At 72.1% G+C, this 26,799-nt stretch carries 31 protein-coding genes; 20 read left to right on the top strand and 11 right to left on the bottom strand.

Translation table 11 applies throughout. The features are described 5' to 3' along the window. Window positions 1–8: 8 nt before the first annotated feature. Both ABD644_RS13920 and ABD644_RS13915 read left to right on the top strand, forming a co-directional pair. A complete protein-coding gene (locus ABD644_RS13920) occupies window positions 9–455 on the top strand; it encodes a hypothetical protein (protein WP_344689526.1) in 447 nt (148 codons plus the stop codon). 8 nt (window positions 456–463) lie between these two features. Then, the gene (locus tag ABD644_RS13915; RefSeq protein ID WP_344689525.1) at window positions 464–775 is read left to right on the top strand and encodes a WhiB family transcriptional regulator; all 312 of its coding nucleotides are present in this window, start codon (window positions 464–466) and stop codon (window positions 773–775) included. Between the two features lie 228 nt (window positions 776–1,003). Here the strand turns inward: ABD644_RS13915 and ABD644_RS13910 are convergent, their stop codons facing one another. The 4 genes from ABD644_RS13910 to ABD644_RS13895 all read right to left on the bottom strand — a co-directional run bounded on the left by ABD644_RS13910 (window position 1,004) and on the right by ABD644_RS13895 (window position 3,679). Continuing rightward, the gene (locus tag ABD644_RS13910; protein WP_344689524.1) at window positions 1,004–1,873 is read right to left on the bottom strand and encodes a tyrosine-type recombinase/integrase; all 870 of its coding nucleotides are present in this window, start codon (window positions 1,871–1,873) and stop codon (window positions 1,004–1,006) included. A 41-nt stretch (window positions 1,874–1,914) separates the two neighbouring features. After that, on the bottom strand, window positions 1,915–2,271 hold the full coding sequence (locus ABD644_RS13905; protein ID WP_344689522.1) for a hypothetical protein: 357 nt from the start codon (window positions 2,269–2,271) through the stop codon (window positions 1,915–1,917). Between the two features lie 311 nt (window positions 2,272–2,582). Continuing rightward, a complete protein-coding gene (locus tag ABD644_RS13900; RefSeq protein ID WP_344689520.1) occupies window positions 2,583–3,335 on the bottom strand; it encodes a hypothetical protein in 753 nt (250 codons plus the stop codon). After that, on the bottom strand, window positions 3,332–3,679 hold the full coding sequence (locus ABD644_RS13895; protein ID WP_344689519.1) for a hypothetical protein: 348 nt from the start codon (window positions 3,677–3,679) through the stop codon (window positions 3,332–3,334). The genes ABD644_RS13900 and ABD644_RS13895 overlap by 4 nt, the downstream gene beginning before the upstream one ends. 198 nt (window positions 3,680–3,877) lie before the next feature. On the opposite strand from ABD644_RS13895, the gene ABD644_RS13890 reads away from it, so the two are divergent. Then, entirely contained in the window at window positions 3,878–5,191 is a 1,314-nt protein-coding gene (locus tag ABD644_RS13890; RefSeq protein ID WP_344689518.1) for a YncE family protein, read from the top strand. 64 nt (window positions 5,192–5,255) lie between these two features. Here ABD644_RS13890 and ABD644_RS13885 read toward each other — a convergent pair whose 3' ends face one another. The 7 genes from ABD644_RS13885 to ABD644_RS13855 all read right to left on the bottom strand — a co-directional run bounded on the left by ABD644_RS13885 (window position 5,256) and on the right by ABD644_RS13855 (window position 10,769). After that, window positions 5,256–6,404, bottom strand: a complete 1,149-nt coding sequence (locus tag ABD644_RS13885; protein ID WP_344689517.1) for a sigma-70 family RNA polymerase sigma factor — start codon at window positions 6,402–6,404, stop codon at window positions 5,256–5,258. Window positions 6,405–6,467: 63 nt separating this feature from the next. After that, window positions 6,468–6,956 carry a hypothetical protein gene (locus ABD644_RS13880; protein WP_344689516.1) on the bottom strand — a complete coding sequence of 163 codons (489 nt, stop codon included), beginning with the start codon at window positions 6,954–6,956 and terminating at the stop codon, window positions 6,468–6,470. A 200-nt stretch (window positions 6,957–7,156) separates the two neighbouring features. Then, on the bottom strand, window positions 7,157–7,474 hold the full coding sequence (csrA, locus tag ABD644_RS22710; RefSeq protein ID WP_425547439.1) for a carbon storage regulator CsrA: 318 nt from the start codon (window positions 7,472–7,474) through the stop codon (window positions 7,157–7,159). A 79-nt stretch (window positions 7,475–7,553) separates the two neighbouring features. Then, window positions 7,554–7,991 (bottom strand): flagellar assembly protein FliW, encoded by a 438-nt coding sequence (gene fliW / locus ABD644_RS13870; RefSeq protein ID WP_344689515.1) that lies wholly within the window; start codon window positions 7,989–7,991, stop codon window positions 7,554–7,556. Further along, window positions 7,988–8,872 (bottom strand): flagellar hook-associated protein FlgL, encoded by an 885-nt coding sequence (gene flgL / locus ABD644_RS13865; RefSeq protein WP_344689514.1) that lies wholly within the window; start codon window positions 8,870–8,872, stop codon window positions 7,988–7,990. Before flgL ends, fliW begins: the two co-directional genes overlap by 4 nt. A 5-nt stretch (window positions 8,873–8,877) precedes the next feature. Next, window positions 8,878–10,284: a flagellar hook-associated protein FlgK gene (gene flgK / locus ABD644_RS13860; RefSeq protein WP_344689513.1), complete on the bottom strand. Its 1,407-nt coding sequence runs from the start codon at window positions 10,282–10,284 to the stop codon at window positions 8,878–8,880. Continuing rightward, window positions 10,281–10,769, bottom strand: a complete 489-nt coding sequence (locus ABD644_RS13855; RefSeq protein ID WP_344689512.1) for a flagellar protein FlgN — start codon at window positions 10,767–10,769, stop codon at window positions 10,281–10,283. The genes flgK and ABD644_RS13855 overlap by 4 nt, the downstream gene beginning before the upstream one ends. Before the next feature lie 195 nt (window positions 10,770–10,964). Between ABD644_RS13855 and ABD644_RS13850 the strand changes: the two genes are divergently transcribed. The 17 genes from ABD644_RS13850 to ABD644_RS13770 all read left to right on the top strand — a co-directional run bounded on the left by ABD644_RS13850 (window position 10,965) and on the right by ABD644_RS13770 (window position 26,656). Next, window positions 10,965–11,936, top strand: coding sequence for a sigma-70 family RNA polymerase sigma factor (locus tag ABD644_RS13850; RefSeq protein WP_344689511.1), 972 nt, complete (start codon window positions 10,965–10,967; stop codon window positions 11,934–11,936). 153 nt (window positions 11,937–12,089) lie between these two features. After that, window positions 12,090–13,358, top strand: a complete 1,269-nt coding sequence (locus ABD644_RS13845; protein WP_344689510.1) for a flagellin N-terminal helical domain-containing protein — start codon at window positions 12,090–12,092, stop codon at window positions 13,356–13,358. A gap of 127 nt (window positions 13,359–13,485) precedes the next feature. After that, window positions 13,486–14,865: a flagellar filament capping protein FliD gene (gene fliD / locus ABD644_RS13840; protein ID WP_344689509.1), complete on the top strand. Its 1,380-nt coding sequence runs from the start codon at window positions 13,486–13,488 to the stop codon at window positions 14,863–14,865. Between the two features lie 50 nt (window positions 14,866–14,915). Then, a complete protein-coding gene (fliS, locus tag ABD644_RS13835; protein ID WP_344689508.1) occupies window positions 14,916–15,299 on the top strand; it encodes a flagellar export chaperone FliS in 384 nt (127 codons plus the stop codon). After that, window positions 15,296–15,643 carry a hypothetical protein gene (locus tag ABD644_RS13830; RefSeq protein WP_344689507.1) on the top strand — a complete coding sequence of 116 codons (348 nt, stop codon included), beginning with the start codon at window positions 15,296–15,298 and terminating at the stop codon, window positions 15,641–15,643. Before fliS ends, ABD644_RS13830 begins: the two co-directional genes overlap by 4 nt. 357 nt (window positions 15,644–16,000) lie before the next feature. Next, entirely contained in the window at window positions 16,001–16,348 is a 348-nt protein-coding gene (locus ABD644_RS13825; protein ID WP_344689506.1) for a flagellar basal body rod protein FlgB, read from the top strand. A 1-nt stretch (window position 16,349) separates the two neighbouring features. Continuing rightward, complete coding sequence (locus ABD644_RS13820; RefSeq protein WP_344689505.1) at window positions 16,350–16,757, top strand: flagellar basal body rod protein FlgC; 408 nt, start codon at window positions 16,350–16,352, stop codon at window positions 16,755–16,757. Window positions 16,758–16,837: 80 nt separating this feature from the next. Continuing rightward, window positions 16,838–17,152: a flagellar hook-basal body complex protein FliE gene (fliE, locus tag ABD644_RS13815; protein WP_344689504.1), complete on the top strand. Its 315-nt coding sequence runs from the start codon at window positions 16,838–16,840 to the stop codon at window positions 17,150–17,152. Continuing rightward, complete coding sequence (fliF, locus tag ABD644_RS13810) at window positions 17,152–18,747, top strand: flagellar basal-body MS-ring/collar protein FliF (protein WP_344689503.1); 1,596 nt, start codon at window positions 17,152–17,154, stop codon at window positions 18,745–18,747. Before fliE ends, fliF begins: the two co-directional genes overlap by 1 nt. Further along, a complete protein-coding gene (fliG, locus tag ABD644_RS13805) occupies window positions 18,744–19,826 on the top strand; it encodes a flagellar motor switch protein FliG (protein ID WP_344689502.1) in 1,083 nt (360 codons plus the stop codon). The genes fliF and fliG overlap by 4 nt, the downstream gene beginning before the upstream one ends. Then, on the top strand, window positions 19,810–20,553 hold the full coding sequence (locus ABD644_RS13800) for a FliH/SctL family protein (RefSeq protein WP_344689501.1): 744 nt from the start codon (window positions 19,810–19,812) through the stop codon (window positions 20,551–20,553). Before fliG ends, ABD644_RS13800 begins: the two co-directional genes overlap by 17 nt. Then, the gene (locus ABD644_RS13795) at window positions 20,550–21,857 is read left to right on the top strand and encodes a FliI/YscN family ATPase (protein ID WP_344689500.1); all 1,308 of its coding nucleotides are present in this window, start codon (window positions 20,550–20,552) and stop codon (window positions 21,855–21,857) included. The genes ABD644_RS13800 and ABD644_RS13795 overlap by 4 nt, the downstream gene beginning before the upstream one ends. Next, window positions 21,854–22,321, top strand: a complete 468-nt coding sequence (locus tag ABD644_RS13790) for a flagellar export protein FliJ (protein WP_344689499.1) — start codon at window positions 21,854–21,856, stop codon at window positions 22,319–22,321. The genes ABD644_RS13795 and ABD644_RS13790 overlap by 4 nt, the downstream gene beginning before the upstream one ends. Continuing rightward, the gene (locus tag ABD644_RS13785) at window positions 22,309–23,268 is read left to right on the top strand and encodes a transglycosylase SLT domain-containing protein (protein ID WP_344689498.1); all 960 of its coding nucleotides are present in this window, start codon (window positions 22,309–22,311) and stop codon (window positions 23,266–23,268) included. Before ABD644_RS13790 ends, ABD644_RS13785 begins: the two co-directional genes overlap by 13 nt. Continuing rightward, window positions 23,265–24,905 (top strand): flagellar hook-length control protein FliK, encoded by a 1,641-nt coding sequence (locus ABD644_RS13780; RefSeq protein ID WP_344689497.1) that lies wholly within the window; start codon window positions 23,265–23,267, stop codon window positions 24,903–24,905. Before ABD644_RS13785 ends, ABD644_RS13780 begins: the two co-directional genes overlap by 4 nt. Before the next feature lie 18 nt (window positions 24,906–24,923). Beyond that, window positions 24,924–25,355, top strand: a complete 432-nt coding sequence (locus tag ABD644_RS13775; protein ID WP_344689496.1) for a flagellar hook assembly protein FlgD — start codon at window positions 24,924–24,926, stop codon at window positions 25,353–25,355. A 65-nt stretch (window positions 25,356–25,420) separates the two neighbouring features. Next, window positions 25,421–26,656, top strand: a complete 1,236-nt coding sequence (locus ABD644_RS13770) for a flagellar hook protein FlgE (protein WP_344689495.1) — start codon at window positions 25,421–25,423, stop codon at window positions 26,654–26,656. The last annotated feature ends 143 nt before the right edge of the window (window positions 26,657–26,799 follow it).

Here is a 26,799-nt window from a genome sequence, read left to right as displayed (position 1 = left end):
TTCAGACCATGCCGAGGATCCAGCTCCTGTGGGTGAATCCGCCACGGTCGATGCAGGGCTGGGACGCGGACACGCATCAAGGGATCCTCGATCAAGGATGGATCGCGCCGAGCCCTGCTGACCGCTTCCCCGGTCCGCCCGGCCGGTACAACCTCATTCCCGAGGAGCACTGGCGGACTGTGACAGTCGGGCACGGGGACCCTCAGGTGCCAATCTTCCTGCACGAGTCGTGGGAGAGCCGCGGCGAGAAGTGGGTGCAGTCCATCCCCGACGCGGCCGACGAGGTCGCCATGATCGCCAAAGTCCGGGATGCCGTCATGAAGCTGGTCGACTCGCGGCTCGCGGCCAACCCCGCCGCGTTCCCCGCAGGCCCGACCGTGACCTCGACAGAGCCGACGCCAGCGGGGATCGCCGTGATTGGCCGCTGCGTCGTCCTCGAACCGACGGCCGGCTAGACGGACACATGGCGGCTCTCGCGTCCGCAGACGTTCCCGCATGGCTCATCCCACCGGAGGCACTGACCGAGTGGCGACACCTGGCCGTGGCGCTCGAGGAAGCGGGAACCGTTCCCTGTAGAGGCTCCGACCCCGAGGCGTGGTGGCCGGACCGGAAGCACCTGGACGCGCCATCGACCCGGCTGGCCGTCCATGGGTGCTGGCGCTGCCCCGCCCGTGAGCCCTGCCTGGCCTACGCCGTCGCGGCCGGCGAGCGGGAGGGCGTGTGGGGCGGGATGCTGCCGGAGGAACGGCAGGAGGACATCCGCTCAGTCGCCTAGTAATAGGGCGAGCACAGACACAACCAGGGCTACGACGGACAGTGCAGACGTGGCCATCGTCAGCCAGAAGGTGCGCGCCATCGGCGGCATGGCGGCGACCGTACCCGGTACCCCAGACACCAGCGACCCCCTGAGAGGCCGTCACAGCGGCTCTCAGGGGGTCGCCTGTCTGCAAATTGCGGACAGCGCGTGTCTGCCATGGCAGACACCGGCGTCGGCCGGCTCGTCTCAGACTGAGACACCTGAACGTGCGGAAGATTCCGCACGTGACCAGGCGGCATCCATCGCCTTCACCATGTCGACGGTCTGGCTCGTGTCGTAGGCCGCGTACCTCGCCGTCGTGTTCGGTGAGCTATGCCCCAGCATCTCCTGGACCAGCCGCAGATCCTTGGTGATCTGATACGCCGTCGTCCCGAACCTGTGTCGGAGCTGGTGGGCAGTGAAGTCCAGCCCGTGCCGATCGAAGAAGCGGTTGAGGGAGGTCGACACCGCTTTCGGGTTGATCTGCGCGGCGTCCAGCCCGTAGAACACCGGCCCGGAGCGACGTCGTCCGTGGGCGACGAACGCCTCGAGGACCACGGCAGGGACCGGGACCACACGCTCCTTCCCGCCCTTTCCCTCGCGGATCAGCAGGGACGTACCGTCCTCGGAGTTGCGCAGGTCGGTCCAGTGAAGCCCGGCGATCTCCTGACACCGCAGACCACAGAACGCGCCGAGCAGGATCATCAACCGCATCTTCGGGCGGGCCTTCTCGACCGCCTGACGGAGCGTGTCGTCTGGCACGGGTCGCGGCAACGGCCGGTTCAGCCGCGGGTTCGTCAGGCGGGTCGATGGGTCCACGGTGACGATGCCGGCCACTTTCGCCCACCGATAGAACGCCTTCACGTGCGACACGTAGGCCCGACGGGTTTCCGGCTTGCGGCCGGAGACCTTCTCCCGTTCCCAGCGCAGCAGATCGACCTCCGTCACGTCGCGCAGTGGTCTCCCGACGAACTCCTGCAACCGGATCAGGCACTCGCTACGCACGCGGACCGTGTTCGGTCGCAGCCCGCGCAGCTCTGTCGACCAGTGGTTGAACGCCTCGATGTCGGGGTCCATGGACCCCATCGGCGACGTCGTGACCAAGCGCAATGGCGCGGTCACTGGTCCACCGCCAACGTGCTGTTGATGCGGTCGCAGCACTCGAGGATCGCCTGCGCGAGCAGCCGGGCGTTTTCCACGTCGAGGTTCGTGTCGAGCAGGAAGATGCGCTCCGGCCCCGGGTCGAGGACGACACCCTCGTCGTTGACGTAGAGCATGTCCTCGCGGGTGATGATCACCTCCACAGGACAGGTCTCGCCGTCCGGCTCGATGCTCTCCGGCCAGGTCGGCGCGGTCCATGCGTAGTCGATAGCCTCGGAGCCGATGGTGACTCGGTCGGCCCAGGCGGGCCGGCGGCTGATGTACGCGGCGTGCGTATCCGTGCCGACCTGGCGGTTCTCTTCGTTAGCGTTCATGACGGGTCTCTCGCCTTTCTGAGGATGGTGAGGGCCAAGGCCTCGTCTCGGTCTGGACACCGAGGCGGGGCCGTCTTGCATCTTGCTCCTGGGTACCGACGGCGCAGATGGCACATCCATGGCACAGGACACCGGAAAAGTCCGGCAGACGATGGCAAACGTCGGAAGACGTTATTGCAGGTCAGGCAACGGTTTGCCGCGAACCCGCAGGTCCAGAGGACCCGCGTAGTAGTTCGGCTACATCTCCTGACGCGCTTTCGGTACCGAAAGCGCGAGCGTGACGCTGCCGCTTTCGGTACAGAAAGCTCGGATCAGAGCCAGGGGAGTTCGGCGAGCCGCGCCCACGGCACGGTCACGCTGGCTTCGCTCGTCTCGCCCGCCAGGCGGGCGGCGATCCCGGGGCCGGCGCAGGCCACCGGCCGGTACGGCGTGACGACGACGTGCATGCCCGCCGTCTCCAGCCCGGCCGCGGTCAGCCGGGCGAGCATCCGCTCCGGCGCCACGAGCACGCTGCTGGCCAGCACGGGCACGGTGGCGTGCGACCACAGCGCGACCGGTCCCTCCACGCGGAGTTCCAGCGGCACGTCGGTGGCCCGGTCGGCCGCAGCCGAGCGGATCCCGGACACGTCGGCCGCCGGCGACGGCCGCCACGGCAGCGCGATCTCGCCCCGCCGGACGACGACCCGCCAGCCGATGGCGGTCTGCCGGCGGTCCGCCCAGTCCAGGACGGCGATGCCGTTGCGGGCCGCCTGCCGATCGGTGACCGGGCGGCGCACGACCCAGGCGGCGAGGGCCGCGGCGATCGCCGTCGGCGTGGGGGCCACCCCGTCGCGCGTCATGTCGTCGGCCAGGTCGCGGAGGTCGATGCGGGTGAGGCGCTCGTCCTCCTCGAGGAGGATCACCGAGCCGGCACCCGGCCGCCGCACCAGGTCGACCCGGAGCCCGGGCACCGAGACGGTCGGCAGCATCCGCTCGGCGACGTCGCGGAGGTCGGCGACGTCGATCCGGGTCGGGCGCAACCGCTGGAGCAGGCCCGCGGACCCGCGCAATCCCGGGCCGGTCACGAGCGCGCCCCGGTGTCGAGCATGTGGCGCAGCGCCTCCGGCAGGGTGGGCAGCGCCAGCACGCCGGTCAGTTCGGCCACGCTGAGCCGTACCGGCAGCACGTCGGCACCCCAGCCGGTGGCCAGGCGCACCCGTGCCGCCGACGCGGGCCAGACGGCGTCCCGGGCCGCGGCCACGTGCAGTTCGGTGAGGACGTCCTCGAGGTGGATCGCGGTCACCGGGTGCACCAGGCGGGCGGCCAGCGCCTCCCGGACGACGTCGGCCAGCTGCGCTCGGTGGTCGGCGGTCAGCCAGTGCGGCACCAGGACCTCGGGCCCCGGCTCGCCGGTGGGCAGCGCGCTCATCGACGTCCCTCCCGGACCACGGGTCCCGCGGCGCGGGCGGTGGTCGGGAACGTCACGAGGTGGATATCGGCAGCGGCGAGCACCGATCGACCCGTGTGCGCGAGGAATTCCGGAGCGCGCCCCACAAGCTACCGGCGCGTAACCAACGGCGCGCTCCCCCGTTGTCCCAGGTGAGCCGAGAGCCGGGAGGACTCCCCCATGCGCCGCACCGCCGCCGTCGCGCTCGCGACCGCGCTCGCCGCCACAGGCGTCACCGTGACCGCGTCCGCCGCACAGGGCGATGCCGGAGGTGCTGCCGGGGGCCGGCCCAGCGCCGCGCCGTCCGAACGGCTGCGCGACGTGATGTTCGTGGGCAACAACTGGGCGGGCACCGCCACCGTCGTCGACGCCGGCACCTACCGGCCGATCACCACCATCGACACCATCCCCGACCGCGCGGAGCGGATGGCCGAGATCCTCAGCAACCCCGACAAGCTGGCGTTCTACCTGGCCATCCAGCAGGGCGTCGGCGAGGGCCACGACCAGTACACCGACGACATGTTCACCACGCCCGACGGGCGCATGGTCGCGGTCAGCCGGCCGAGCTTCGCCGACGTCGTCGGCATCGACCTGGCCAGCGGCGCGATCGTCTGGCGCTTCCCCATGGAGGGCTACCGGGCCGACCACATGGGCGTCTCCCCCGACGGCACCCGGCTGCTGGTCAGCGACTCCACCGCCAACAAGGTGCACGAGCTCGACATCCGCACCGGCGAGAAGCTGCGCGAGTTCGCCAGCGGGGACACCCCGCACGAGAACAACTACACCCGCGACGGCGAGCGCATCTTCCACGCCAGCATCGGCACCGTGTACACCCCGCTCGACCGCCCCGAGTTCGACACCACCAAGGGCGAGCGGGTCTTCCAGATCGTCGACAACGACACGATGCAGGTCGAGGCCCGGTGGGACATGGGCGCCGAGCTCGCCGAGGCCGGCTACCCCGACATGAGCTCCGCCGTCCGCCCGATGGCCGTCGCGCCGGACGAGCGGTTCGTCTACCTGCAGGTCTCGTTCTTCCACGGCTTCGTCGAGTTCGACACCCAGGCGCCCGACGCCGACGGCGCGACGACGTACGAGGGCGAGCCCGCGGTCGGCGCCGTCCGGCGGGTCGTGCCGCTGCCCGATCGCACCGACGGCCTGCCCCGCGAGCAGTACGTGCTCGACTCCGCGCACCACGGCCTGGCCATGGACGCGGCGGGCACGACGCTGTGCGCCGCCGGGACGATGTCGGACTATGCCGCGATCGTCGACCGGGAGACCCTCGCCTTCGACATCGTCGACGTCGGCGCGAAGCCCTACTGGGCGACCAACGGGCCGGACGGCGACGAGTGCTGGATGTCGGTCAGCGGCGAGGACGAGGTCGTCGTCATCGACTACGCGACCGCGCAGCCCGTGGCGACGGTGCCGGTCGGCGACCACCCGCAGCGCGTGCGTGAGGGCGTCGTCGCCCGCGACGTCCTCCGCGCCTGGAAGTAGGCGAGATCTGCACACTGGCCCGCTTCAGCGCGCTGAAGCGGGCCAGTGTGCAGATCTGGTCGGGTTAGTTGTCGACGAGTTCGGTCAGGCGCGTCTTGAGCGCCTTCTCCACCCGGTCGGCGTAGACGTTCATGTTCCGCACCGAGGTGTTGAGGTCGGCCGACAGCTGCGTCTTGGTCTGACCGCCCCAGGTGGTCAGGTACCAGGTCGCCCAGCCCAGCACGTTCGGCTGCCCGGCCCGCTGGTCGCGCCGCGCCGCGGGGTCCGGCGCGCAGGCGGCCGTGAGAGCGTGCGAGAGCAGCGTCTGCTCGGCCTCGCCCATGATCTCGTCGGGGGCCTCGCAGGAGTCGGGCAGCAGGATCTCGGTGGCGTCGGGTCCGCCGTCGAGGGACTGCAGGTTGCGCAGCCCGTTGAGCGTCGCGACGGTCTGCGAGTTGCGCCGCAGGGTGGCCACGCTCTGCCCCATGTAGGCGGCGAGCTCCTTCTCGCTCGGCTTGCGCTGGTGCTCGGCGATGAAGGCCGCGATCGCCTTCTGCTGCTTGTGCTCGGTGTCGGCGGCGGTGCGCCCGTGGGCGTTGCGCCCCAGGTCGTGCACCCACTTCGACAGCTGGGTGGCGAGGAAGGCCCCGAACGGGACGCCCTTGGTCTCGTCGTACTGGGCGACGGCCTTCAGCACCCACTCGTACACCTGCTGCCCGAGGTCGTCGGGGTCGGGCAGGTGCAGCCGGATCGTGCTCATGTTCCGCTGCAGCCGCTTGAGGCTGACCGGCCCGTAGTGCCGGCAGAGGTCGTGCAGGAAGTCGGCCGGCAGGTCCCGGGGCGCCCGGCGCCGGACGTCGGTCTCCGCGCGCAGGCCGACCGTCGAGCAGCCGTGCCGCGCGCACCAGGCGCGCACCCAGTCCGCGAGGACCGGAGCCGAACCCCGGGCGCCGTCGACGCGGTAGAGGCCCTCGCCCTGGTCGTAGCTGACGGTGACGCCGTCGGGCAGCTCGGCGCGGAACTCGTCGAGCGGCAGCTCGTGGTCGACGCGGAAGTGGACCCGGTCACGGGGGGTGATGGGCGCGAGCGCCCATCCGTCGGCCTCGGGGATGCCGCCGAAGACGAGCGGCTGGCGGACGCGGTTGCGGTTGTCGGTGCCCGCGGATCCGGCGGACAGTGGCGTGGCGGTCGACGTCGGGGCTATGGCATCGAGAGACGTGGCGTTATCGGTCACCGGTACTCCTGAACTGCGGGGAAGAACGGACCGCGGGGAAGGCGGCCCGGAAGTCACGAGCCGTCAGGCCGAGATGCGCTCGTCCGGCCCCGGCATGCGGGGCGTCGGGATCGCGGCGGCGGGGATGGCCTCGAGGACGTCGACGGGCAGACCGTCGGTGCGGCTCGCGCCACCGGTCGCCTGCTCCAGCAGCACCTTGGCCGCGGCACGCTCGGCACCGCTCGGCTCGGCGGTGTAGACGGGCATGTGGTCGTACAGCGAGGTGAACAGCGCGCTGACGAAGGCGTAGGCGGCCTGCGCCTGCGGCGAGAACTTCGCGACGCCGGCCCGCGGGCCGAGGTCGACGCCCACGGTCACCTTGACGACGCGGTCGTCCTTGCTCAGGCCGGTGACCGCGAAGGACGCCTCGGGGTGCTCGGCGGCCAGCGCGGCGAGCGCGGCCAGGCACTTGCGGGTGGCCCCGCGGCGCGGCCGGAGCTGCACGTGGACGACCACGGACTCCGAGTCGCCGTGCTCGTCGGCCGGCTGTGCGCTGAATGCACTGCGTTGCATGGTGATCGCCCCCTGTCATTGCTTGCAGGGGGAAATCTGCCTCATGCAGGGCCGACACGAGGGACAAGACTCGCCGTGCCCCACTCAGTTACAGCGGGAAGCTTCGGCAGTTCTTGCCCGTGTCGGTGATCCTCGCAGCCCGCGCACAGACATCCTGGCTTCTCCTGCCAAGAGCGCGGGGGTGGCTCCATGCACATCTGTCAGGCAGGCGGCGGGTCCTCCGCCGTCCCACCGGCGGTCTCTACACCGGCCGGCTCGGCACCGGCCGGTCCGGCGGCCGAGGCCGCCCCCGCCCCGGGGGCGAAGGCCGCGAGCGCGCCGAGGCTGTCGGCCGTCACCTGGGCGGCGAGCAGGTTCGCCTCGGCGATCTGCTTGTAGACCTCCTCGCGGTGGATGGCCACCTCGCGCGGAGCCTTGAAGCCCAGTCGGACGGTGCCGCCGCGGACCTCGACGACGTGGATCTCGATGTCGTCGCCGATCCGGATCGTCTCTCCGACGCTGCGGGTCAATGTGAGCATGGGTTACCCCTCCATGGGTGTGTGTGCGGCCGTCCGTGGCTGTTCAGTTGTGGGCGCGCGTGCGGCGTCGCCGGGAACGTTATCGGCGCAGTGGCCGCCTGATGGGATGGGCCCCGTCGGTGAGCACGATCTGCCGCGCCCGGTGCGTGGCCGGGTTGACCACGATCGGGGCCCGCAGGTTCGCCGTCGACGCGCCGACGTCACCGTCGGGAACGGTGACCAGGCAGTAGATCTCCCCCTGCGCGCCGTCGGTGATCCCGAGCTCGGCGCACGCGGCGCGGGGCAGCACCGGGGCGTAGTCGGGGAAGAACGGCGCCGCCGGGACGGCGAGGAATCGCGGACCGTCGGGGGCGACGGACTGCAGCCAGAACAGCAGGCCGGCGGCGTCGGCGGCGACCAGGACGAAGTCCCGGTGGCCGGGGAAGCCGGGCATGGGCTCGGCCAGCGCGAGGACCTGCATCGGGGGCGCGGTGGCCGGAGCGGGCGCCGCCAGGGTCGCGGCGGGGGACGGCGTCATCGGAGGAAGTCCAGCAGGGTGGGCTGCAGCGCCTTCGCCGTCGCCTGGAGAGCCGCCTCGTACCCGACCTGCTGCATCTGCAGCCGCATGATCGTGTTCGGCAGGTCGATGTTCTCGGTCTCGGCCAGCTGCGAGGACAGCGTCAGCTGCCGGTCGGCGTTGACCTGCTCCACGCGGTCGATGCGCGCGGCACGCGAACCGACGTCCGCGAGCGCCCCGGACATGTTCTTCATGGCCACGTCGAGATCGGCGAGGTCGGTCGCGAGCAGCGTCGGGTCGGTGACCATGTTGGTGGCGATGCGGTCGACGATCGCGAACAGGTCGCTGCCGGGCGGGCCGAACGCCTCGGGTCCGGTGAGGTCCACCCGGATCGACTCCGTGTCCGACACCCGGCGGGTGACCGGGGCACCGCCCTGGCCGAGCCACGCACCGGTGGTGCTGTCGTAGGCCTTGGGTCCCGACGTCACGCCGCCGAAGAGCGGGCGCCCCTGCACCGTGCCGTTGGCGAGGCTGAGCAGCCCCTGCCGCAGCGACGCGACCTCGGTGGCCAGCGCCTGCATGCTGGACGTCGAGTTGCTGCCGGTGCTGGAGCCCTGGACGGTCAGGTCGCGGACGCGACGCGCGGTGTCGGACATCTCCTGCAGCGCCGAGTCGGTCTGCTCGAGCCAGCTCTTCGCATCGGTGATGTTGCGGGCCTGCTGCGCGGTGGCGGCCTGCTCGGCGCGCGTCTGCATCGCCCGGTTGGTGCCGGTGGGCGAGTCGGACGGCGCGTTGATCAGCCGGCCGGAGGTGAGCTGCTGCTGCAGCTTGCCGACGGCGTCGAGGTTGCGGTTGAGCCCCTGGAGGCTGGTGAGCGCGACGGCGCGCTGGGTGATCCTCATTCAGGTCACCGCCCCACGAGGCCGGTGCGGTTGATCAGCACGTCCAGCGTCTCGTCGATGGCGGTGACCAGCCGGCCCGCCGCCGAGTACGCGTGCTGGAACGAGAGCATGTTCGTCATCTCCTCGTCGAGGTTGACCCCGGCGACCGACTCGCGCGCGGCGTCGACCTGGGTGGTGATGACCGCCTGGATGTCGAGGTTGCGCTGCGCGACGGCCGACTGGACGCCGAGCTCCACGATCATCCGGCGGTAGTTCGCGTCGGTGCCGGTCGCCGACTGCCGCAGCTGGGCGATCGCGTCGGCGTTGCCGTTGTCGAGGGCCGGGTCACCGGGCACCGGCACCACCGACGACGCGGCGATCTTGCGCGGGTCCGTGAACCCCACCGAGATCGACGCGGCGGTGAGCGGGCCGCCGGAGGACACCAGCAGGTTGGTGCCCGCGATGCCGTCGAGGTCGTAGCCGGCCGCGTGCGCCGCGTTGAGACCGGTGGCCAGGTCGACCGCGACCGAGTTCAGCGCGGCCCGGTAGGACGGGAGGATCGTGTTCAGCGCGCTGAGCTGTCCCGCGGCCGTCCCACCGGCCTGCACGGTGTAGCCACCGGCCGCGGTGACGATGCGGACCGGGTCTCCGGCGGTCGCGTCGGGGTCGGTCGTGCCGGCGAGGGCGAACGTGGTCGCCGTCCGGCCGGCCACGAGCGTCATGCCGCCGACCACGACGTCGACGACGCCGTCGTCGCCCGGCCGCACGGTGCCGCCGATCTGCTCGGCGAGCTTCATCGCCAGCACGTCGCGCTTGTCGGCGAGGTCGTTCGCCGGCAGACCACTCTGCCGGGCCAGCTGGATGGACTCGTTGAGCTCCGCGACCGACGCCGCCGCCGCGTTCACGTCGTCGACGAGGACCTGCAGGTTCTCCCGGCTCTGGTCCCACTGCGCGCCCAGCGAGGCGTGGCTGAAGTGCAGGCCACCGACCAGGGTCTCCAGCCGCTGCAGCACCTGGCCGCGGGCGGCGGAGTCCTTGGGGTTGTTGGCCACGTCCTCCCAGCCGCTCCACATGTCCGACAGGAGGCTCTGGATGCCGGTGTCACCGGGCTCTCGGAACGCCTGCTCGACGAGCTCGTAGGCGTCGTTCTCGACCGTCAGCTTCGCGGAGTTGGCGGTCTCGGTGTGCCCGCGGCCCTCGAGGAACGCGTCCCGGATGCGGATGACGCTGTCGGCGGTCACGCCGGCGCCGATCCCCGGGCTGGTGGAGTAGAAGGCCGGCACCGGGCTGCCACCGATGGCCTGCAGGTCGGCCCGCTGGCGCGAGTAGCCGTCGGTGTTGACGTTGGCGATGTTCTGGCCGGTGACGTCCAGCGCCCGGCGCTGCGCCCAGAGCGCGGTCGTCGCCGCGTTCAGCCCGGAAAAAGTACTCACAGCGCGCCGTCCAGGGTGACCGCGCGGTGGTCGCCGTCGTGGGTGTTGCGGCCGGTGGAGCCGTAGGTACCGGCCGAGGGCGCCTTGACCGACAGCAGGGCATCGCCGATGGCGGCCAGGCCGCCCTCGATCAGCTCGCGGTTGGTGTCGGACAGGCTGCGCAGGTCGGTGACCAGGACCAGGAGCGCCTCGTGGTGCTTGGCGAACAGGTCGTTCCACGGGGCGGGTGCGACCTCGGCGACCTGGCGCAGAGACGGGTTGGCGCCGATGCCGAGCCGGCCGGCCATGGCCTCGGTCGCCGCCGAGCGCTCCACCTCGAGGGTGCGCAACTGGTCGAGGATGACCTCGATCTCGTGCGCGATCCGGGGCAGCCACCGCGTCTTGCCCGTGAGGATCAGGTACTGCTTCTCCTCGGCCTTGAACAGCAGCAGGTCCAGGAGCTCCTGCTCCCGCCACAGCAACGTCGACAGGTGCTGGTAGTCCACGTGCCCACCGCCTTCCGTCGTCTCGCTCCGTCGTCCCGGCCGGCAGGAGACCCTGCGGACCGGACGCTTCGTCGCCCCTGCCATCGGCACCGCGGAGGGGCCCCTCAAGCCGAGCCGCGAAGAGAGCACTCAAGTAAGTGAACAAATGTGCCGAGGGCGGTGCGATGCGCGCCGGGGTCAGCCGAGAAGTAGGACGTGAGCCCAGCCCGTGCCGTGACGACCGAGCGTCCGACGCCTCGGTCCTCGACGCAGCGGTCGCCCCGCGAGCGACCGCAGCCGACCCCGTCGGCCACCCCTCGCGGCCGCTCGCAGCAGGAGATCGACGCGCTCGTGACCGAGCATCTCCCGCTGGCGGCCTTCGCGGTGAACGCCGTCGCCGCGCGCATCTCGCTGCCGGGTCACGTGAGCCGCGAGGACCTGCTCTCCTGTGCCCACGTCGCACTGGTCGAGGTGGCCAAGCGGTTCGACCCGAGCGCCGGCGCCTCGTTCGCCACCTACGCCCTCGCCCGCCTGCAGGGCGCCGTCCTCGACGAGCTGCGCTCCGGCGACTGGGCCAGCCGCTCGGTGCGCGCCGCCGCGCGCCGGACCGACGCGGCCGCGGACGCCCTGACCGTCAGCCTCGGTCGCCCGCCGACGAAGGAGGAGCTCGCCGCCAGTCTCGGCGTCGGGCGCCAGGACCTCGACGCCCTCCAGGTCGACGTCCACCGCGCGGTGATGGTCAGCATCGACGCCGAGAGCGGCGGCGACGGCACCTCCCTCGACCTCCCCGACACCGGTGAGTCACCGGAGCGGGCACTGCTGCGCGGCGAGCGGGCCCGGTACCTGCACGAGGCCATCCGCGCGCTGCCCGACCGCCTCGACGAGGTCATCGAGCGGAATTTCTTCGGTGATGAATCCCTGACCGACATCGCGGAAGACCTCGGCGTCACGCTGTCGCGGGTCTCGCAGATGCGTGCACGTGCTCTGACGCTGCTGTACGCGGCGATGAGCGAGACGTGGGACGGCACCGCGGTGCCGGCCGACGGCGGCGTGCGGGCGCGCAACCAGCAACGCTCCTACCTCGACCGATTGACCGGGCGGGCGCCGGGGCCGGCGGCTCCCCCACCCCGCAGACCGCACACCTCCTGGCCCGTTCCCCAGCCCGGTTCGGCGGCCCAATCGGCCTGATCGAACACGGCTGAGTGAACCGTGCGAAAAAGACTCGGTTTCGCCTCAAGTCACACGCGTCCCACGCCGTAACCAGCTATGCAACACCGGTTCGGCCCCGCAGCACGGATGCAGTGGGATTCACAGGTAAGACCCCGTCCAAGGAGGAACACAATGGGTCTGCGCGTCAACACCAACATCGCGGCGCTCAACGCGTACCGCAACCTGTCCGTCACCGACGGCCAGATGAGCAAGTCGCTGGAGAAGCTTTCCTCCGGCTTCCGCATCAACCGTGCTGCCGACGACGCAGCCGGGCTCGCCATCTCGGAGGGCCTGCGCTCGCAGATCGGTGGCCTGAAGGTCGCCGTCCGCAACACCCAGGACGGCATCAGTGTCGTGCAGACCGCTGAAGGTGCGCTCACCGAGACGCACAGCATTCTCCAGCGCATGCGCGACCTGGCTGTGCAGGCGAACAACACCGGTGGCCTCAACGACGACGCCAAGGCCAACATCCAGTCCGAGGTCGTCCAGCTGAAGTCTGAGCTGGACCGGATCGCCAGCACCACCACCTTCAACGGCAAGAAGCTGCTCGACGGCACCTTCAACGCCACCTTCCAGGTGGGCGCCAACGCCGGCGAGACCATCGGCATCAACATCGGCACCGCGATGGGCTCGGCCGGTCTGGGCGTCGACGGTGTCGACGTCACCGCCGCCGGTGCCTACACCAACGCCGCCGCCGCGGCGGCCGGCAAGGTCTCCACGGTCGCGGCTGCCGATGGCGCCAACGCCGAGCTGACCTTCACCGCCGTCAGCGGCGACCCGACCGCGGACCTCGCGGTCTTCGAGGGTCTGTCGGGCACCATCTCCTTCGGTGGCAAGTCCTTCGACCTCGGCACCGTGGACTACTCCAACGCCGACGGTGACAACGACTCCAGCACCGCCCCGACGGCCGCCAACGCGCTCACCGCGCTGAACACGGCCGCCAAGTCGGCGCTGGGTCTGACCACCGACCCGTTCACCGCGACGGCCACCACCGTGGTCTTCCAGGTCAACGACGCCGTCTCCGGCTACACCGAGGCCGCCGGTGCTCCGGTGGGCTCGGCCGCCGGCACCCCGACGGTGCAGCAGCTGGCCGCCGCCACCCCGACCTTCACCGCGGCCAGCGGTTCGGAGGCGGCGATCGACGACCTGGACGACGCCATCAAGTCGGTGTCCACCCAGCGCGCCGACCTGGGTGCCATCCAGAACCGGTTCGACCACACGATCAACAACCTCAACGTCGCGGTGGAGAACCTGACCGCCTCGGAGAGCCGCATCCGCGACGCCGACATGGCGCAGGAGATGGTCCAGTTCACCCGGAACCAGATCCTGTCCCAGGCCGGCACCGCGATGCTCGCGCAGGCCAACCAGGCCTCGCAGGGTGTCCTGTCGCTGCTCCGCTGACCCCAGCTGAGCAGCAGGACGCCTGACCAGTAAGGCGCGCAGTACCCCGGGTGAGGGGGGAGGCCCTCCGGCCTCCCCCCTCACTCACACCCCGACCAGTCCGATCCCGCCCCAGGAGGCGCAGACCATGAGCATGAGCGTCGACGGCCTCGTCTCGGGGATGGACACCACCGCTCTGATCACCCAGTTGATCCAGGCCGAGGCAGGCCCCCAGACCGCCCTGAAGACCCGGCTCAAGACCACGGAGCTGGCCGCCTCGGCCTACCGCACCGTCAACACCACCTTCGCCGCCGTCCGCGCCGCTGCCGAGACCGCCCTCAAGGCCGACAGCTGGACCGCGACCAAGGCCACCAGCTCCGACTCCAGCGTCGCCGTCAGCACGACCGCCAGCACGGCCACCGGCTCCCTCGCGTTCTCGGTCGAGAAGGTGGCCAAGGCCCACGCCGTGGTGAACCGCAACACCGGCGTCTGGACCTCGGCCACCGCCGCCTACGGCGCCCCGACCATCGAGGTCTTCGACTCGCTCGGTGCCAGCAAGGGCACGATCACGGTCGGCGGCACCGGGACCCTCACCGACGCGGCTGCCGCCATCAACGCCGGCTCGCTCGGCCTGTCCGCCGCCGTCGTCGAGATCAGCCCCACCGAGTTCGCGCTGCAGGTGACCGCGAAGACCACCGGCACCGCGGAGAAGTTCACGCTCACCGGGTCCGGCACCTTCGGCGTGACGACCGAGGCGCAGAACGCGGAACTGAAGATCGGCGACGGCGGTGCGGGCGCATACAGCGTCGTCTCGGCGAGCAACACGTTCGCCTCGGTCCTACCCGGCGCCACGATCACCGTCAGCAAGGCGAACCCCGGGGCCGCGGTGACCGTGTCGGTCAACTCCGACCCGGACGCGGTCGCGAGCAAGGTGCAGTCCCTCGTCGACGCGGTGAACTCCGCGCTGACCACCGTGAAGACCTACACGAGCAATGCCAAGGGCAGCACCGCCGCGCTCAAGGGCGACTTCTCGGTGAGCCAGCTGTCGGGTCAACTGCTCGACGCGGTGTCCTTCGCCATCGGCGCGGACGGTTCCCCCGCCCAGGTCGGCTTCGAGCTGAGCAAGGACGGCAAGATCACCTTCGACAAGGCGACGTTCCTCGCGGCTCTGAAGGACGACCCCGCGATGGCCCAGCGCATGGTCGGCGGGACGGCGGCCGGGAACGGCCCGGACACCCTGGCCGGGACCGCGGACGACGTCGCCGCGTCCGGCATCGCCGGGCGCCTGCTCGCCGTCGCCAAGGCGGCGTCGGACAGCACGACCGGCTCGCTCATCAAGCTGGCCGAGGGCCAGGACTCGATGGTCCAGGACATCCAGGACCGGATCGAGGCCTGGGACCTGCGGCTGGCCAAGCGCAAGGAAATGCTCACCCGCCAGTTCACCGCCATGGAGACGGCGTTGAGCTCCCTCAAGAACCAGTCCACCTGGCTGGCCGGCCAGATCAACTCGCTGCCGTCCTACAGCTGACCTGACCCCTTCCCCACGCTCGAACCCCCAAGCTCCATGGAGACCCCTCGATGAGTGCCGCATCCCTCCGCGCCCGCTACCTCGGCGACGCCGTCGCCACCAGCTCGCCGCAGCAGGTGCTCGTGATGCTGTACGACCGGCTCGCCCTGGACCTCGAGCGGGCACAGAAGGCGGTCGCCGCCGGTGACCGGTCCGAAGCCAGCGACCAGCTGCAGCACGCGCAGGCCATCGTCCTGGAGCTGCTGTCCAGCCTGCAGGTCGACGCCTGGGAGGGCGGGCCGCGCCTCGCCGCGCTCTACAACTGGCTGATCGGCGAGCTCATGCAGGCCAACATCAAGCTCGACACCAACCGGATCTCGGCCTGCCGCCAGGTCGTCGAGCCGCTGCGCGACGCGTGGCGTCAAGCGGCCGCCTCGTTGGCAGGAACCTCGTGACCGGCGACCGCCCGGCGGGGGGCGCCCCCTCGGTGGACTGGTCGACGGTGCTCGACCACCTCGAGGGCGAGGTCATCGCCGCCGAGCAGACGATGGCCGACGGCCGCGCGGAGGAGATCGCCGCCTGGGGACGGCGCACCGACGACTGGGTCCCGCCGTCGTCCCTGGGCCCGGTGCCCGACGACCTCCGCGAGCGCGCGATGCGGCTGCTGCAGCACCAGCTCGCCGTCGCCGAGGCACTGATCGAGCGGATCACCCAGTCCCAGCGCCAGCGGGACGTCGCCGCACGGATGTCCTACGGCCCCTCGCGGCCGGTCGCGTCCTTCATCGACCGGGCCCTGTAGACCCTCTCCCCCGCAAGCCCCGTCACCGGCCCCGCCGGCGGCGGGGCTTTGTGCGTTTCCGTGGTCGTTCCCGGCCGAGAACGCCGGTTTCGCACGGAAGGTGCCAACTCAGGCGGCTCGATCGACGCGGGACACGGCGAGGTCACCGCTGGTCACACCCGTCACCGGCACCCCTCCCGGCCACTGGCGTCCCTCGTGTGGAGGACATGCGGTCAGGGCCTCACCGCCATGTGCCGATGAGGCAAGAGCACGGACAGCACTACTTCGCCACGGATCGGCGGACCCCGCACTCGCTCGCGAGTGCCTTCCGCGTACCCGGAGGTCGAACGTGTCCTGCTGCCCCAGCCGGCCTGTTCCATGATCGGCGACGTCACACCTGCCGCGTTGCACGCGGCCCTCAGCGGCCTGGCCCAGCGCCAGCGAGTCACCGCTGACAACATCGCCAACATCAACACCCCCGGCTTCCTGGCCGGCCGGGTGGACTTCGAGTCGTCGCTGCGGGGGGCACTGCGCAACGGGGAGACCCCGTCGATCAACGGCGGCTCGACCCTGCGCTCGCTGGAGCCGACCAACACGAACGGCAACAACGTCAACCTCGACGCCGAGACCGTCATCGCGACCGAGACCGGCCTGCGCTACCAGCTGGCGCTCAACGCCCTCGACGGCAAGTACAACACCATCCGCACCGCGCTCAGGACGCAGTGACGTGGCCATCTTCGACACGCTCGGCATCTCCGGCTCCGGCCTGATGGTGCACCGGAAGTGGCTCGATGCCGTCTCCGACAACATGGCCAACGTCAACACGGTAAACCCCTACGACGCCGAACCGTTCCGGGAGCGGCTGATCGTGGCCCAGTCCGTGGACTACGGGTCGGGCGAGGGCGGCGTCCGCGTGGCCCGCGCCGAGTTCGGCGGCGACCCGCAGGGCCGGGTCGTCTACGAGCCCGACCACCCGCTGGCCAACGAGGAGGGGTACGTCCGCTACCCCGACATCGACATGGGCGACCAGATGGTCCAGCTGCTCATGGCGCAGCGCGGCTACCAGGCCAACCTCGCCGTCATCGAGCGCGCCACCAGCGCCTACCAGGCTGCCCTGCAGCTCGGGAAGGGCTGAACCGTGGCCGAGCTTGCGAGGACACACATGAGCAGAGCACCTCTGGGCACGTGCCCGACGAGCGCCAGCGAGGTGGGCTCGTGACCTCCCCCATCGGCGGTATCGCGCCCATCGGCATCGGCGCGGTCAGCGGTGTGGCCGGCGCGCAGACCGGCACGCCGGCCGCGCAGGGCACCGACGGCTTCGCCGCCGTCCTGGCGTCGTCCTTCGACCGGATGGCGGGCCTCCAGGCCTCCGCCGACGGGATGGCCGCGCAGGCCGCCACCGGCGACCTGAAGGACGTGCATGACTACATCATCGCCAGCACCGAGGCGAAGCTCGCGACGGAGATGGTCGTGACCATCAAGAACCAGGCCGTCGCGGCCTTCAACGAGATCATGAGGATGCCCATCTGATGAAGACGGCACTCGCCGGGACGCTGGAGCGCGCCCGCTCCACGTTCGCAACGATCAGCCTGGGGCAGAAGGTCGTCATCGGCCTTCTGGTCGCCGGGCTGCTCCTCGGCGGGTTCTACTTCTACAGCTGGATCACCACGCCCACCCAGGCGCCGCTGTTCTCGAACCTCGCCTCGACCGACGCCTCGGCCATCGTCGACGAGCTGAACGCTCAGGGCACCGCCTACGAGCTCGCCGACGGCGGCAGCACGATCATGGTGGCCAAGGACGCGGTCTACGACCTGCGGCTGACCATGAGCGGCCTGGGGCTGCCGGCCGGGCAGGACACCGGGTACGCGCTGCTCGACGAGCAGGGCATCACCACCAGCGAGTTCCAGCAGCAGGTCTCCTACCAGCGCGCGCTCGAGGGCGAGCTGTCCAAGACCCTGGAGGCGCTGGACGGCGTCAACCAGGCCGTCGTCCACGTGGCGCTGCCCAAGGACGAGGTCTTCGTGACCGAGCAGGCCGAGCCCACCGCGTCGGTGCTGCTCGACCTGGCCGCGGGCACCGAGCTCTCCGGCGAGCAGATCCAGGCGGTCACCAACCTGGTCTCCTCCAGCGTCCAGGACATGGAGCCCGACCAGGTCACGGTCACCGACTCCACCGGCCAGGTGCTCTCGGCCGCCGGCAGCGGCCAGACCGCCGCCGCCGGCGACGCCCGCTCGCAGGTGGAGCAGGAGTACGAGGACCGGCTGGCGGAGAACGCGCAGCAGATCCTCGACCGGGTGCTCGGCCCCGGCCGAGCGGTCGTGTCGGTCCGCGCGGACGTCGACCTCTCGCAGCGGAACACGACGTCGGAGACCTACACGTACGAGAACGACACCCCGCCGCTGTCGGAGAGCACCACCACCGAGAGCTACAACGGCTCCGGCACCCCGGTCGGCGGCGTCCTCGGCCCGGAGAACATGCCCGACGCCGGGGCGAACGCCGGTGGCGACTCGACCTACGACAAGGAGTCGACCACGTCGAACAACGCCGTCGACAAGACCGTCGAGGTCGTCGAGGGCGCACCCGGCGCGCTCAACCGGCTGACCATCTCCGTGGTCATGGACGAGGCCGTCGCCGGCAACCTGAACCAGCAGGAGATGCGGGACCTCATGACCACGGCGGTCGGGCTGGACCAGGCGCGGGGTGACGAGATCACCGTCGCCACCATGCCCTTCGACACGACCGCGGCCGACGCCGCGGCCGCCGAGATGGAGGCCGCCCGCGAGGCCGAGGCCAGCGACGCGATGTGGTCGATGATCCGCCAGGGTGGCATCGCCGCCGGCATCGCGCTGGTGGTCCTGCTCGTGTGGCTGCGCTCGCGGCGCCGCGGTGACCTCGAGGAGGACTACGAGCCCCTCGAGCTCAGCGACGACATGCTCGCCGAGCTCGACCGCCTGCGCGTCGCCAGCAGCCGCGAGGAGGCGCCGGTCATCAACAACCGCCAGGCCGAGCTGGAGGCCGCGGAGCGTCAGCGGGTCCGGGGGGAGATCTCCACGATGGTCAGCGAGAAGCCTGACGAGGTCGCGGCCATGCTGCGCGGCTGGCTCAGCGAGAACAAGGCCTCATGAGCATCGCATCGGTGGAGCAGCTGGTCGGGATCGGCGGCCCGGCCCCCCTGCCCGCGACCACGCCGGCCCCGTCTCGCGCCGAGCTCCCCGGCCTGCGCAAGGCGGCGGTCTTCCTCGCCCAGATGTCCAAGGAGGAAGCCGGCATCCTGCTCGGCAAGCTGCGCCCCCGCGAGGTCGAGTCGCTGACGCGCGAGCTGATGCGCCTGGGCTCGGTCGAGCCCGAGGACGTCGACGGCGTCCTGACCGAGTTCCACGGCCTCATGACCGCCCAGCGGTTCGTCGGCCGCGGCGGCGTCGAGTTCGCCCGCGAGATCCTCGCGGCGGGCCTCGGCGAGGACAAGGCCGAGGGCATCCTGTCGCGGCTCAACGTGGTCTACACCGAGGTGCCGTTCGCCTCGCTGCGCAATGCCGACGTCCGCCAGCTCGTCACGTTCCTCAAGGACGAGCACGCCCAGATCATCGCGCTGGTGCTGGCCCACCTGCCCCCGGCGCAGTCGGCCGAGGTCCTGTCCGGGTTCGCGCCCGAGCAGCAGGCCGAGGTCGCGCACCGGATCGCCACCATGGACCGGACGTCGCCGGAGATGGTCCGCCTCGTCGAGGAGGAGCTGGGCCGACGGATGGGCTCGATCCTGGCGCACCAGGACATGAGCACCGCCGGCGGCGTCGAGGCCCTGGTCGAGATCATCAACCGCTCGCCGCGGCCCACCGAGCGCTCCATCCTCGAGTGGCTCGACAACAGCGACCCCGAGCTCGCCGAGCAGGTCCGCTCGCAGATGTTCGTCTTCGAGGACATCGTCACGATCGACGACCGGTCCCTGCAGCTGGTGCTGCGCGAGGTCGAGGCCAACGACCTCGCCACCGCCCTCAAGGGCGTCCGGCCCGACGTCCGCGACAAGGTCGTCCGGAACCTGTCCGAGCGGGCTGCGGAGAACCTCACCGAGGAGATCGAGCTGCTCGGCCCGGTCCGCACCCGCACCGTCGAGGAGGCGCAGGCCAAGGTCGTCACGGTGATCCGCACCCTCGAGGAGCAGGGCATCCTGACGATCTCACGCGGAGTCGACGATGAGTTCGTCCCGTGAGCGGGAGGGGGTCCTGCTGCGCGCCGGCTCCCCCGCCCTGGCCCGGTACCAGACGCCCTCCCAGCAGCAGTACGAGCCGTCCAGCGTCGAGCGGCGGTCGACGATCCGGCGTGCCGCCGACCAGCCGGTCAACGGCGGCGGCCCGTCCTTCCGGCTCGGCGACGTGTACGCCGACGAACTCGCCCGCCTGCGGGAGCAGGCCCACGCCGAGGGTTTCGCCGCCGGTCACGCGGAGGGGCTGATCGCCGCCGAGTCGGTGGTGGCCGAGGCCGAGCGGGCCGCCGCTGAACGGCTGGGCGAGGTGCAGGCCCGGTGGGAACGCCGGCTGGCCTCGGCGACGGCCGCGTTGAGCACCGCCGTCACACGGCTCGACGAGTCGGCTCTCCCCGTCGCCGACGAGGTCCGCGAGACCATCGTCGGCACCGTGCTGACCCTGCTCGAGGACCTGCTCGGCCGGGAGCTGGCGCTGGCCGACTCCCCCGTGCTCGACGCCGTCCGGCGCGCCCTCACGCTGTGCCCGGCCGACGCCCCTGCCGTGGTCCGCGTGCACCCCGACGACCTCGCCGAGATCCCCGCGGAGGCGATCGCCGAGCTGCCCGACAGCGTCCGCGTCGTCGGCGACCCGACCGTGGAGCGGGCCGGCGCCGTCGCCGAGACCGGCGCGCGCCGGATCGACGCGCAGCTGATGGCCGCCCTCGAGCGGGTCCAGAAGGTGCTGTCCGCGTGACGTTTCCTCCAGCACTCCTCACGCGCGCCCGCGCCGCGGCCCGTCCCGAGGTGACCGGTTCGGTCACCGGGGCGATGGGCCTGACCCTGTCGGTCGACGGGATCACCGCCGCCGTCGGAGACCTGGTCGAGGTCGACCCCGGCCACCGGTCCCTGCTGGCCGAGGTGGTCGCCGTCGGACGGGAACGGCTGACCTGCATGCCGCTCGGCAGCCTCTCCGGGGTGCACGCCGGCGCCCCGGTGCGCGCCACCGGGATGCCCCTGCAGGTCCCCGTCGGGGAGGCGCTGCTCGGCCGGGTCCTCGACGGCCTCGGCCGACCCGTGGACGGCGGGCCGCCGCTGGGGTCGCGGGTGTCCTACGTCGACCTCGCCAGCGAGACGCCGCACGCCCTGTCGCGCACCCGCGTCGAGGAGCCGCTGACCTTCGGCGTCCGCGCGCTCGACACCCTCGTGCCCTGCGGCAAGGGGCAGCGCCTGGGCATCTTCGCCGGCTCCGGGGTCGGCAAGTCCAGCCTGCTCGCGCAGATCACGCGCGGCACCGACGCCGACGTCCGGGTCATCGGGCTGATCGGCGAGCGTGGCCGCGAGGTGCGCGAGTTCCTCGAGGAGAACCTCGGTCCCGAGGGCATGGCCCGAACCGTCGTCGTCGTCGCCACGTCCGACGAGCCCCCGCTGGTCCGGCTGAAGGCGGCCTTCGTGGCCACCCGCATCGCCGAGGCGTTCCGCGACCAGGGCCGCGACGTCCTGCTGCTCATGGACTCGATCACCCGCACCGCCATGGCGCAGCGCGAGGTCGGGCTGTCGGCGGGCGAGCCCCCGGCGACCCGTGGCTATCCGCCGAGTGTCTTCGCGATGATGCCGCAGCTGCTGGAGAAGGCCGGCACGGGCGTGACCGGCTCGATCACCGGCCTCTACACGGTGCTCGTCGAGGGCGACGACCACAACGAGCCGATCGCCGACACCGCGCGGTCCATCCTCGACGGGCACATCGTGCTGACCCGCAAGCTGGCCACCGTCGGCCACTTCCCCGCCATCGACGTCCTGGAGTCGATCTCCCGGGTCGCCACCGCCGTCGTTCCGCCGGCGCAGATGGCCGACGCGCGCGAGATCCGCCGGCTCATGGGCGCGCTGCGCGACGTCAAGGAGCTGATCGAGATCGGCGCCTACCAGACCGGCAGCGACGCCCTGGTCGACCGCGCCCGCCAGCTCGCCCCCTCGATCGAGGCGTTCCTGCAGCAGCCGATGGGTGAGTCCACCCCCGCCCCCGAGGCGTGGGCCTGGCTGCAGCGGATCGTGCGCTCGTGAGGCGGGCTGCCTTCCGGCTGCAGCCGGTCCTCGAGCTGCGGAAGACCGAGGAGCGGGCGGCGGCCATGGCCGCCGCGCAGGCCGCGCAGTCCGCGGCCGACGCCGACCGCCGCGCCACCGAGTACGAGACCGCGCTGGAGACGGCGGTGATGCCGCGGTCGCTGCCGTCGGGTGCGTTCCTCGCCGCGATGACCCTCCTGCGGGCGGCGGCCACCGACGCCTCCGCGGCACGAGCGCTGGCCACCGCGACGGCCGAGCAGGCCGAGCTGGTGCGCGCGCAGTGGACGGCGGCGGCGCAGCGGACCAAGGGCATGGAGCGGCTGAAGGAGCGCCACCTGCAGGTGCTGGCGACCGCCGAGGCCGCCGCCGAGGAGCGCGCCGCCGACGACCTGGTCACCGGCCGGGCCGGGCGCGCCACGGCATCGGCAGCGGCCGCGACTGAGGAGGTGCCGTGGAGGGAGTGACCGCGGTCCAGTCCCGGATCGCCGAGATCCAGGCCCGCTTCCTCGTCAACCCCGCAGTCCGGTCCAGCTCGGGCACGGCGAACTGGGCGTCGGCCGCGTCCGCCGCCGGCCTGGACGGCGTCGGCTCGACCGATGGGGGCTGGGGCACCGCGCCCTCCACCGCGTCCGAGGCCGCGGTGGTCGCGGAGGCGCAGAAGTACATCGGGGTGCCCTACCTGTGGGGCGGCACCGACCCGAGCACGGGGCTGGACTGCTCCGGCTTCACCCAGCTGGTGTTCGGCAACCTCGGGATCGACCTGCCGCGCGTCTCGTCGCAGCAGGCGACGGCGGGCCGGCCGGTGGCCTCCCTGGCCGACGCCCGCCCGGGTGACCTGGTGTTCTTCGACTACACGTCGGAGCGCCCCGGGATCGACCACGTCGGCATCTACCTCGGTGACGAGAAGATGATCGCCGCGCCGCAGCCCGGTGAGTCGGTGAAGGTCCAGGACGTCGGCACGCCGACGGTCATCCGCCGCGTGCTGCCCGAGGCCACTGCCGCCGTGCCGGCCGCCTCGGGCGCGGCGCTGGCCGGGGTGCCGTACGCGAACCTGTTCACCCAGGCCGCCAACCGGCACGGCGTGGACGCCTCGCTACTGGCGGCGATGGCGTCGCAGGAGTCGAGCTTCAACGCCTCGGCCGTTTCCCCGGCCGGTGCGCAGGGCCTCATGCAGTTCATGCCCTCGACCGCCGCGGGCCTGGGCGTGAACCCGCTCGACCCGTCGTCGGCCATCGACGGCGCCGCCCGCTACCTGAGCAACCTGACCCGCCAGTTCGGGTCGACCGACCTGGCCCTGGCGGCCTACAACGCGGGCCCCGGGACGGTGAGCCGCTACGGCGGCATCCCGCCCTACACCGAGACCCAGAACTACGTCCGTGCCGTGATGAGCAAGGCGGAGGCCTACCGATGACGACTCCCGTGGCGCAGTCGGCGCCTTCGACGCGGCCGGGCCGCGCCCAGGACCGACCCGATCCCGCCGGTGCCGCCGGCTTCGCCTCCGCTCTGGACGGTGCGCTGGCCGGTGGCCGGGAGCCGGTCGGGCGCCGGGTCCCCGATGGGCGGTCCGAGCGGCGCGACCCCGACACCCGCGCGGCCGACGCGGCCGACCGCGCCGCGGACAAAGCGGCCGACGCGGCCGACCGCGCCGCGGACAAAGCCTCGCGTGCGGCGGCGCGGGCCACCGACGCGGCGGCCCGCGCCGCCGCCAGGACCGATCGTGCCGCCCACCGCGCGGACCGGCCCGACGGCGCGACCGCACCCGACGGGGCGACCGCCGACCCCGCGGTCGACGGCACCGACGTCGAGAGCGCCGAGCAGCCGAGCGGTACCGAGCAGACTCCGGGCCGCACCGGCCTGCCCGCCGCCATCTGGGCCCTGCTCATGGGCGGGACCGCCGCGACGTCCGCCGAGGCGGCCACCGGTGAGCCCGCGGCGGCGGCCGGGACGGCAGTGCCGGCGACGACGGTCGCCGCGGCGGCCGCACCGGGCGTCGCCGGCGGACTCACCGAGGGCGCCCCCGCGGTGGCGGTGGCGCCCACCGCTGCAGCGCTGCCCGCCGACACCCCCGCCCTCCCCGGCGCCCTGCCCGGCGCGATTCCGGCCGCAGCGCCCGCGGATGCTGCGACCGCCCCGGCCGCGACAGCCGCAGCCGCCCCGGCCCCGTCCACGCCGACCACGGCCGTGGCTCCGGCCACCACTCCGTCGGCAGCCCCGGCTCCGGCCGTGACCGCGGCCTCGTCGGCGCCCCCGTCGCCGGTCGAGGTGCTCACGGTCGTGACGGCGGCCGAGGTCGCGACGGCCCCGACGACGGAGCCCGCCGTCGCGGCCCCGACCCCGCCCGCGGCGCCGGTCACCGACGCCGCGGCCGCACCCACGGCCGCCGATGGCGGGGTCCCGGTCCCGGCGGCGGGTGCGGCCACGTCCGACGGCGCGTCCTCCGGCGACGCGGGCACCCCGACCCCGCAGACCCCCGCCCCCACCGCGGCCACCGCGGAACCGACCGCGGATGCTCCCACCGCGGTCGGGCCCGCCCCGGCCGCGGCGACGACGACGACCGCCACCGCCGCCCCGGCCGGCGCCACCGGCGCCGGCGCGGCGCAGCAGGTCGGCGCCCAGGTCGCCCGGCACGTGGCCGTGCTGCGCGGCGCACCCGACGGCTCGCACACCATGACCCTGGTACTGACCCCCGAGACCCTCGGGCCGGTGGAGATCCAGGTCACGGTCAGCAAGGGAGCCCTCGACCTGACCCTGCGCGGTGCTCACGAGCACGGCCGCGCGGCCCTGCTGGACGCCCTCCCCGACCTGCGGCGCGACCTCGAGCAGGCCGGGCTCAGCGTCACGCGGGCGGAGGTCGCCCGCGACGGCGGCGGCTCCCGGTTCGACCAGCCGGCCGGCCAGGCCGACCGGCAGCAGGCCTTCGGGGACCGCGGCGGGCAGGGCCGCGGCGACTCCCGGTCACGACCGTGGTCCGGGCCTGCCGATATCACAGGCGGACCGACGCCGGCGTCCCAGCGAACCACGTCGTCCGGCGTGGACGTGCGTGTCTGAGAAGGAGTTGACCGACCGATGACCAGTCCAGTGAGCGGCACCACGGGGACGACGTACGTCCCCGGGGCGTCCTCGGAGGTCGACCGTCCCGACCAGATGGGCAAGGACGTCTTCATGAAGCTCCTGGTCGCGCAGATGCGCTACCAGGACCCGTCCAACCCCGTCGACAGCAGCCAGATGATGGCGCAGACGGCGACCTTCTCCCAGGTCGAGAAGCTCGAGCAGCTGGTCAACCAGAACGCCTCGATGCTCGTGCTCCAGGAGTCCGCCACCGCCGGTGCCCTCGTCGGGCGCTCGGCCACCTACACCGACTCGACCGGTGCCTCCGTCACGGGGACGGTCTCCTCCGTCCGCCTGGCCAGCCGCAACAGCGAGGCCGTCGCCGTCATCGGCGGGGTCGAGGTCCCGGTCGGCCGCATCACCGAGATCGCCGTGAAGCCCACCGCCTGACCCGTCCAGCCCCGCGCACTCCCCCGCCGACCGGCGACCCCGACCACCCCGAGGAGTTCCTCCCCATGCTCCGTTCCATGTTCTCCGCCATCTCCGGCCTCCGGGCGCACCAGACGAAGATGGACGTCACCGGCAACAACATCGCCAACGTCAACACCGTCGGCTACAAGGCCAGCCAGACGGTCTTCCAGGACGCCCTCTCGCAGGTCATCCGCGCCGGCGGTGCCCCCGCGGCGGACCGCGGCGGCACAAACCCGGCGCAGGTCGGCCTGGGCGTGAAGGTCGCGGCGATCACCACGAACTGGACGCAGGGCGCCACCCAGTCCACCGGCCGCTCGACCGACTTCATGATCGAGGGCGACGGCTTCTTCGTCACCCGCGCCGGCACCGAGCAGCTGTACACCCGTGCCGGCTCGTTCGACTTCGACGGCGCCGGCAAGCTCGTCACGCCCGACGGCTCGGTCCTGCAAGGCTGGATGGCCGATGCGAGCGGCGTCATCAACCCCAACGGGCCCATCGGCGACCTCTCGGTGCCCTACGGCCAGATCATGGACCCGGTGGCCACGACCGCGGGCTCGGTGACGGGCAACCTGCCGGCCGCCGCAGCCACCGGCGACGCGCTGCAGACCGGCGTCACCATGTACGACAGCCAGGGCGTCGCGCAGAAGGTCTTCTACAACTTCACCAAGGACGCGGCGGCCAACACCTGGCTGCTCGACGTCGTGCACGCCGACGGCGCCGCGCTGGTGACCGGCGAGATCGTCGAGTTCGACGCCGCCGGCGCGCTGATCACCCCGGTGGCGCCCGGGACCATCGCCCCGTTCACCCCGCCGGCCGCGACCTACCCCAGCTGGCCGGGTCCGGTGACGATCGACGTCTCGGCGCTGACCCAGTTCGGCGGCGCCAACACGATCACCGCCCCCGAGCAGGACGGCTACGCGCTGGGCTCGCTGCAGTCGTTCCAGCTCGGCAACGACGGCACGATCATGGGTGTCTACTCCAACGGCCTGCGCCAGCCGCTCGGTCAGCTCGCGCTCGCGTCGTTCAACAACCCCGGTGGTCTCGAGAAGGCCGGCAGCTCCAGCTTCCGGGTCGGCGACAACTCCGGTGTGGCGATGGTCGGCCAGGCCGGTGTCGGTGGCCGCGGTGTCCTGAACTCCGGGGCGCTGGAGATGTCCAACGTCGACCTCGCCGAGGAGTTCACCGGCCTGATCGTCGCCCAGCGCGGCTTCCAGGCCAACAGCCGCGTGATCACCAGCTCCGACGAGATCCTCCAGGACCTGGTCAACCTCAAGCGCTGATAGGGGACCTCCTCCCCTCCGCGGCGAGATCGCCGATCTCGCTCGTCTTCGACGTCGGAAGCGAGCGAGATCGGCGATCTCGCCGTTTCCGGCGCCGGTTGCCGCGCACCCCCCGACGGCCACCCGCCGCCGTTCGGCTCAAG

Source organism: Blastococcus jejuensis (assembly GCF_039534705.1).
Taxonomy (GTDB): domain Bacteria; phylum Actinomycetota; class Actinomycetes; order Mycobacteriales; family Geodermatophilaceae; genus Blastococcus_B; species Blastococcus_B jejuensis.
This window is presented reverse-complemented; position numbering and strand designations above follow the sequence as displayed.